This window comes from Saccharomonospora iraqiensis subsp. iraqiensis (genome assembly GCF_000430445.1).
GTDB lineage: Bacteria > Actinomycetota > Actinomycetes > Mycobacteriales > Pseudonocardiaceae > Saccharomonospora > Saccharomonospora iraqiensis.
The window spans coordinates 83,349-88,704 of the sequence record NZ_KE387099.1 but is presented as its reverse complement, the minus strand read 5'-3'; the positions used below and the strand labels follow the sequence as shown (position 1 = coordinate 88,704).

At 75.2% G+C, this 5,356-nt stretch carries 5 protein-coding genes; 4 read left to right on the top strand and 1 reads right to left on the bottom strand.

Annotated elements, in window-relative coordinates; translation table 11 throughout:
* Window positions 1-457: PucR family transcriptional regulator ligand-binding domain-containing protein (locus tag ACTIR_RS0114305; protein WP_034240113.1), on the bottom strand; the 457-nt coding region annotated here is incomplete at its 3' end.
* Between the two features lie 121 nt (window positions 458-578).
* Between ACTIR_RS0114305 and ACTIR_RS0114300 the strand changes: the two genes are divergently transcribed.
* From ACTIR_RS0114300 to ACTIR_RS0114285, 4 genes are all read left to right on the top strand, one after another.
* A complete protein-coding gene (locus ACTIR_RS0114300) occupies window positions 579-1,448 on the top strand; it encodes an FAD binding domain-containing protein (RefSeq protein ID WP_026454806.1) in 870 nt (289 codons plus the stop codon).
* A complete protein-coding gene (locus tag ACTIR_RS0114295) occupies window positions 1,439-1,897 on the top strand; it encodes a (2Fe-2S)-binding protein (RefSeq protein ID WP_026454805.1) in 459 nt (152 codons plus the stop codon). The genes ACTIR_RS0114300 and ACTIR_RS0114295 overlap by 10 nt, the downstream gene beginning before the upstream one ends.
* A 253-nt stretch (window positions 1,898-2,150) precedes the next feature.
* Entirely contained in the window at window positions 2,151-3,659 is a 1,509-nt protein-coding gene (locus ACTIR_RS0114290) for an 8-oxoguanine deaminase (RefSeq protein WP_233345914.1), read from the top strand.
* A partial coding sequence (locus ACTIR_RS0114285; RefSeq protein WP_026454803.1) for a xanthine dehydrogenase family protein molybdopterin-binding subunit occupies window positions 3,656-5,356 on the top strand: 1,701 nt, incomplete at its 3' end. The genes ACTIR_RS0114290 and ACTIR_RS0114285, both read left to right, overlap by 4 nt.

The following is a 5,356-nucleotide window of genomic DNA, read 5'->3' as shown; positions in this document are numbered from 1 at the left end:
CGGCCGCGCCGGCGCGGACCAGCGCGTCCAGCGATCCGGTCTCGGCCGCCACCGCGAGCAGGCGCGTGCGGGCACCGTCGGACCCGCCGGCGAGGGCGGACACCACCCGCTCGGTGATCACCGCGAAGGACAGGTCAGCGGGCACCTCCAGCAGCGGCACCCGGTGCCGCAGGCACGCGTGCACCAGCGCGTCCGGGATCCCGCCGGTGTCCGCGCCGGAAGCCGCCAACGCCGCGCATCCGGCCCGTGCCAGGGCGGAGACGAACACCTCCGCGTCGTCGGGCCCGTGCCACCACAGCAGACCGCTGAGCACCAGCTCGTCCGCGGCGAGGTAGCGGCTCGGGTCGGGCAGTTCGGTGACGTAGACCCGGGAGATCCCGCGGTCGAGCAGGTCGTCGCCCGCCCGTGCGCGCAGACGCAGCTCGGGCATCGCCAGCAGGGTCCGCACCGTCGTCATCGGGTTGTAGGAAAGCACAAGAACCGGGGCGTGCGCTGCCCCCGGATTCGGCGGGGACGCCGTTGCCGCTGTCGCCGGAGGGCTGTGTACTGGGACACACCCTCGTCACCGGGAGGCATCCGTGGAGTTCGTGCGACCGGCGAGTCTGGCCGAGGCCCTGGCGGTCAGGGCACACCGCCCGGAGGCGGTTCCCCTGGCCGGTGGGACCGACGTGATGGTGGAGCTGAACTTCGACCGGCGCCGCCCGGAGACCCTGCTCGATCTCACCGGGATCGAGGAACTGGCCACCGTCTCGGTCGCCGACGGGCAGGTGCGGCTCGGCGCGGGCGTGCCGTACGCACGGGTGATCGACGAACTCGGTGGGCGGCTGCCGGGCCTGGCGGCGGCGTCCCGGACCGTCGGCTCACCGCAGATCCGCAACCGGGGCACCGTGGGCGGCAACCTCGGCGCGGCCTCCCCCGCGGGGGACACCCATCCGGTGCTGCTGGCCTCGGGGGCGCGGATGGAACTCGCGTCGGTCCGGGGCAGCAGGCTGGTCGCGGCGGAGCGGTTCTACCTCGGGCCGGGACGCACCGTCCTCGACCCGGACGAACTGATCACCGCGGTGCACCTGCCCGCGCTGTCCGGTGCCGAACAGTTCAGCAAGGTCGGCACGCGCAACGCGATGGTCATCGCGGTGTGCTCGTTCGCCCTCGTGCTCCGGCCGCACTACGTCGGAGCCGCCTTCGGCTCGGCCGGGCCGGTGCCCCGGCGCGCGGAGGAGGCCGAGCGGTTCCTCACCACCGAACTGCCGTGGGACGACCCGGCACCGCTGCCGGACACGCTGGTCGACCGGTTCGGCGCGCTCGTCGCCGGGGCCGCCGACCCGATCGACGACGTGCGCGGCACCGCGGACTACCGGCGGCACGCGCTCGCCGTCCTCGCACGCCGCGCCCTGACCTGGGCGTGGCGGGACCACCGGAACAGGGAAGGGGTGCGCTCGTGCGCCTGACGGTGACGGTCAACGGTGCGGCCCGGCGGGCCGACGACGTGTGGGAAGGGGAGAGCCTGCTGTCCCTGCTGCGGGACACCTTCGGTCTTCCCGGGTCGAAGAACGCCTGCGAGCAGGGCGAGTGCGGCTCGTGCACGGTGTATCTGGACGGGGTCGCGGTGTGTGCGTGCCTGGTGGCGGCCGGGCAGGCCCACGGCCGTGAGGTCCGCACTGTCGAAGGGCTGGCCGAGGGCGAGGAGCTGCACCCGGTGCAGCAGGCGTTCCTGGACGCCGGGGCGGTCCAGTGCGGCTTCTGCACGCCCGGCCTCGTCGTCGCCGTGCACGACCTGCTCTCCCGCGTCCCCGACCCCGCCGACGCCGACATCCGCGAGGCCCTGGCCGGAAACCTCTGCCGCTGCACCGGCTACGAGACCATCCTCGCCGCGGTCCGCCGGGCGGCCCACCCATGACCCCCCACCCCCGCGAGTCGCCACTTCATGCCCGCGAGTTGCCCTCCCGTGCCCGCGAGTCGACACCCCGTGCCCGCGAGTCGGCATCCCGTGTCGGCGAGTCGGCGCGGGCGTGCCGGTGTGCCGGCCGATCCGGGCACCGCCCCGACACACACCGGGCACCACCGATCACCCGTCCGGCCTCCCGGGAGGACGGAGGAACCGGGCGGTCATCGTCCCGGAACGCCGATTCGCGGCATCGGGGCGTCGACGCATGGTCCTGGTGCGCCAACTCGCGGTTCCTTTGCGCCAACTCGCGGTCGTGGGGTGTCAACTCACGGGCCTGGGGTGGCGACTCGCGGGCCTGGGGTGGCGACTCGCGGTCGTGGGGTGGCGACTCGCGGGGAGGCTCGCGCGGGAACGGGGGAGTGCGGTGTTGGTGATCGAGAATGCGGTGGTCGTGACCGTCGATGCGGCGGGGAGCGAGTACCACGGTGGGCACGTCGTGGTGGACGGGGCGCGGATCGCCGCCGTCGGGGCCGGGCCCGCGCCCGAGGGGCTGTCCGGGGAGCGGGTGGACGCGGGTGGGTGCCTGGTCACGCCGGGGCTGGTGAACACCCACCACCACCTGTACCAGTGGGCCACCCGCGGGTGGGCGACCGACGCGACCCTGTTCGAGTGGCTCGTCACGCTGTACCCGGTGTGGGGACGGCTCGACGCGGAGATCACCCGGGCCGCCGCGGCGGCCGGGCTGGCACGGCTGGCGCTGACCGGGTGCACCACCGTCGCCGACCACCACTACGTCTTCCCCCGGAACGGCGGCGACCAGATGGCGGCGCTGGTGGACGCCGTGCGCAGCGTCGGCCTCCGCGCCCACCTCGTGCGCGGGTCGATGGACCGGGGGGCCTCCGACGGCGGCCTGCCCCCGGACCACCTCGTCGAGGACACCGACGCCGCGCTCGCCGGCACCGAGGAGGCGATCGACGCCTGGCACGACCCCACGCCCGGCGCGGAACTGCGCGTGGCGGTGGGGCCGTGCTCGCCGTTCACCGTGTCCGACGCGCTCATGACCGGCGCCGCCGACCTCGCCCGTAGACGTGGCGTGCGGCTGCACACCCACCTGGCCGAGACCCTCGACGAGCAGGAACGGTGCCGGGCCGAGTACGGCCGCGACCCGGTCGCCCACGCGGAGGCGCTCGGGTGGCTGGGTGAGGACGTGTGGCTGGCGCACACGGTGCACGTCTCGCCCGCGGAGATCCGCGAACTGGGTGCGACCGGCACCGGGTCGGCGCACTGCCCCACCTCCAACGGCCGGCTCGGCACCGGGATCGCCCCGGTGCGGGACCTGCGCGACGTGGGCGTCCCCGTCGGGCTCGGCGTCGACGGGGCGGCGTCCAACGAGTCCGGGGGACTGGGCGAACAGCTGCACCAGGCGGTGCTCCAGGCACGGCAACGCGGCGGCCCCCGTGCGCTGGCGCCGCGGGAGGCACTGCGGATGGCCACGGTGGACGGCGCGCGCTGCCTCGGCAGGCAGGACGAGCTGGGCTCGCTGGAACCGGGCAAGCTCGCCGACCTCGTCGTCTGGGCCACGGACGGTCTCGCGCACGCGGGGATCGACGACCCCGTGGCGGCCCTGATCCTGGGCGCCACGCCGGAAGTGCGGCTGTCGCTGGTCGGCGGACGCCGGGTCGTCTCCGACGGCGCGCTGCGCACCGCCGACGCGGCGGCACTCGCCGCCGACCTGGGCGCCGCGAGTCGACGACTGGAGGGCACACGGCCATGAGCACGACCGGAACGTCCACCCACACCGACACCCATGCGGGCGCCACGGGCGGTATCGGGTCGAGCCCGGCCCGGCCCGACGGCCCGGCCAAGGTGCGCGGCGAGTTCGCCTTCGCCTCCGACCTCTGGCACGACGACATGATCTGGGGCGCGACCCTGCGCAGCCCCCACCCGCACGCCCGGATCACCGCCATCGACGTCACCGGGGCGGTGGCCCTGCCCGGTGTCCACGCGGTACTCACCCACGAGGACGTGCCCGGCGAGAACCGCTACGGCCTGGAACGGCCCGACCAGCCGGTGCTGGCCGGGGACGTGGTGCGCTACCGGGGGGAGCCGGTGGCGCTGGTGGCCGCCGACCACCCGGAGACGGCGCGCCGCGCCCTGACGCGGATTGCGGTCGACTACGCGGTCCTGGAGCCGGTGACCGATCCCGTGGCCGCCGCCGCGGGCCACGGGCCCGTCCTGCACCCGGGCGGCAACGTCGTGCGGCACGTGCCGGTCCGCCGGGGCGACCCCGGCGCCGTGGGCGACGTCGTGGTCACCGGCACCTACGAGGTCGGCATGCAGGACCAGGCCTTCCTCGGCCCGGAGGCGGGGCTGGCCGTGCCCGGCGACGACGGCGGGGTGGACCTGTACGTCGCGACGCAGTGGCTGCACGCCGACCAGCGGCAGGTCGTGGCCGCGCTGGGGCTGCCGACGGAGAAGGTGCGGTTGACCCTCGGCGGGGTGGGCGGCGCGTTCGGCGGACGCGAGGACCTGTCCGTGCAGATCCACGCCTGCCTGCTCGCGCTGCGCACCGGCAGGCCGGTGAAGATGGTCTACGACCGCGAGGAGTCCTTCCACGGGCACGTGCACCGCCACCCGGCGGTGCTGCGGTACGAACACCACGCGGACCGGGACGGCAGACTCGTGCACGTCAAGGCCGAGATCGTCCTCGACGGCGGTGCCTACGCCTCGACCACCGGCGCCGTCGCGGGCAACGCCGCCACCCTCGGCGTCGGCCCGTACGAGGTGCCGAACGTGACCGTGGACTGCCGTGGCGTCTACACGAACAACCCGCCGTGCGGCGCGATGCGCGGTTTCGGCGCCGTGCAGGCGGCGTTCGCCTACGAGTCCCAGATGGACGCACTGGCGCGCGAGTGCGGGCTCGACCCGGTCGAGGTGCGCAGGCGCAACGCGCTGCGCGAAGGATCGTCGATGCCGACCGGGCAGGTGGTGGACGCTCCCGCCCCGGTGGCGGAGCTGCTGGAGCGGGTGCGGGACATGCCGCTGCCCCCGGAACCGGGAGGTGCCGGGCCGGGAGCGCCGGAGCCGGGAGGTGCCGGGGAACCGGACCCGCGCCTGCTCCCCGGCGGGGTGTCGAACACCACGCACGGCGAGGGGGTCGTACGCGGGGTCGGCTACGCGGTGGGCCTGAAGAACATCTGCTTCTCCGAAGGTTTCGACGACCACTCCACCGCGCGGGTGCGGCTGCGGGTGCTCGGCGGCGAGCCCGCCGCCACGGTGCACACCGCCGCCGTCGAGGTCGGCCAGGGCCTGGTGACCGTGCTGCGGCAGATCGTGCGCGAGGAGTTGGGCGTCGAGCGGGTCACGGTCGAACCGGCCGACACCGCGATCGGCAGCGCGGGGTCCACCTCGGCCTCGCGGCAGACCTACGTCACCGGCGGCGCCGTGCGCGCGGCGGCGGGGGCGGTGCGC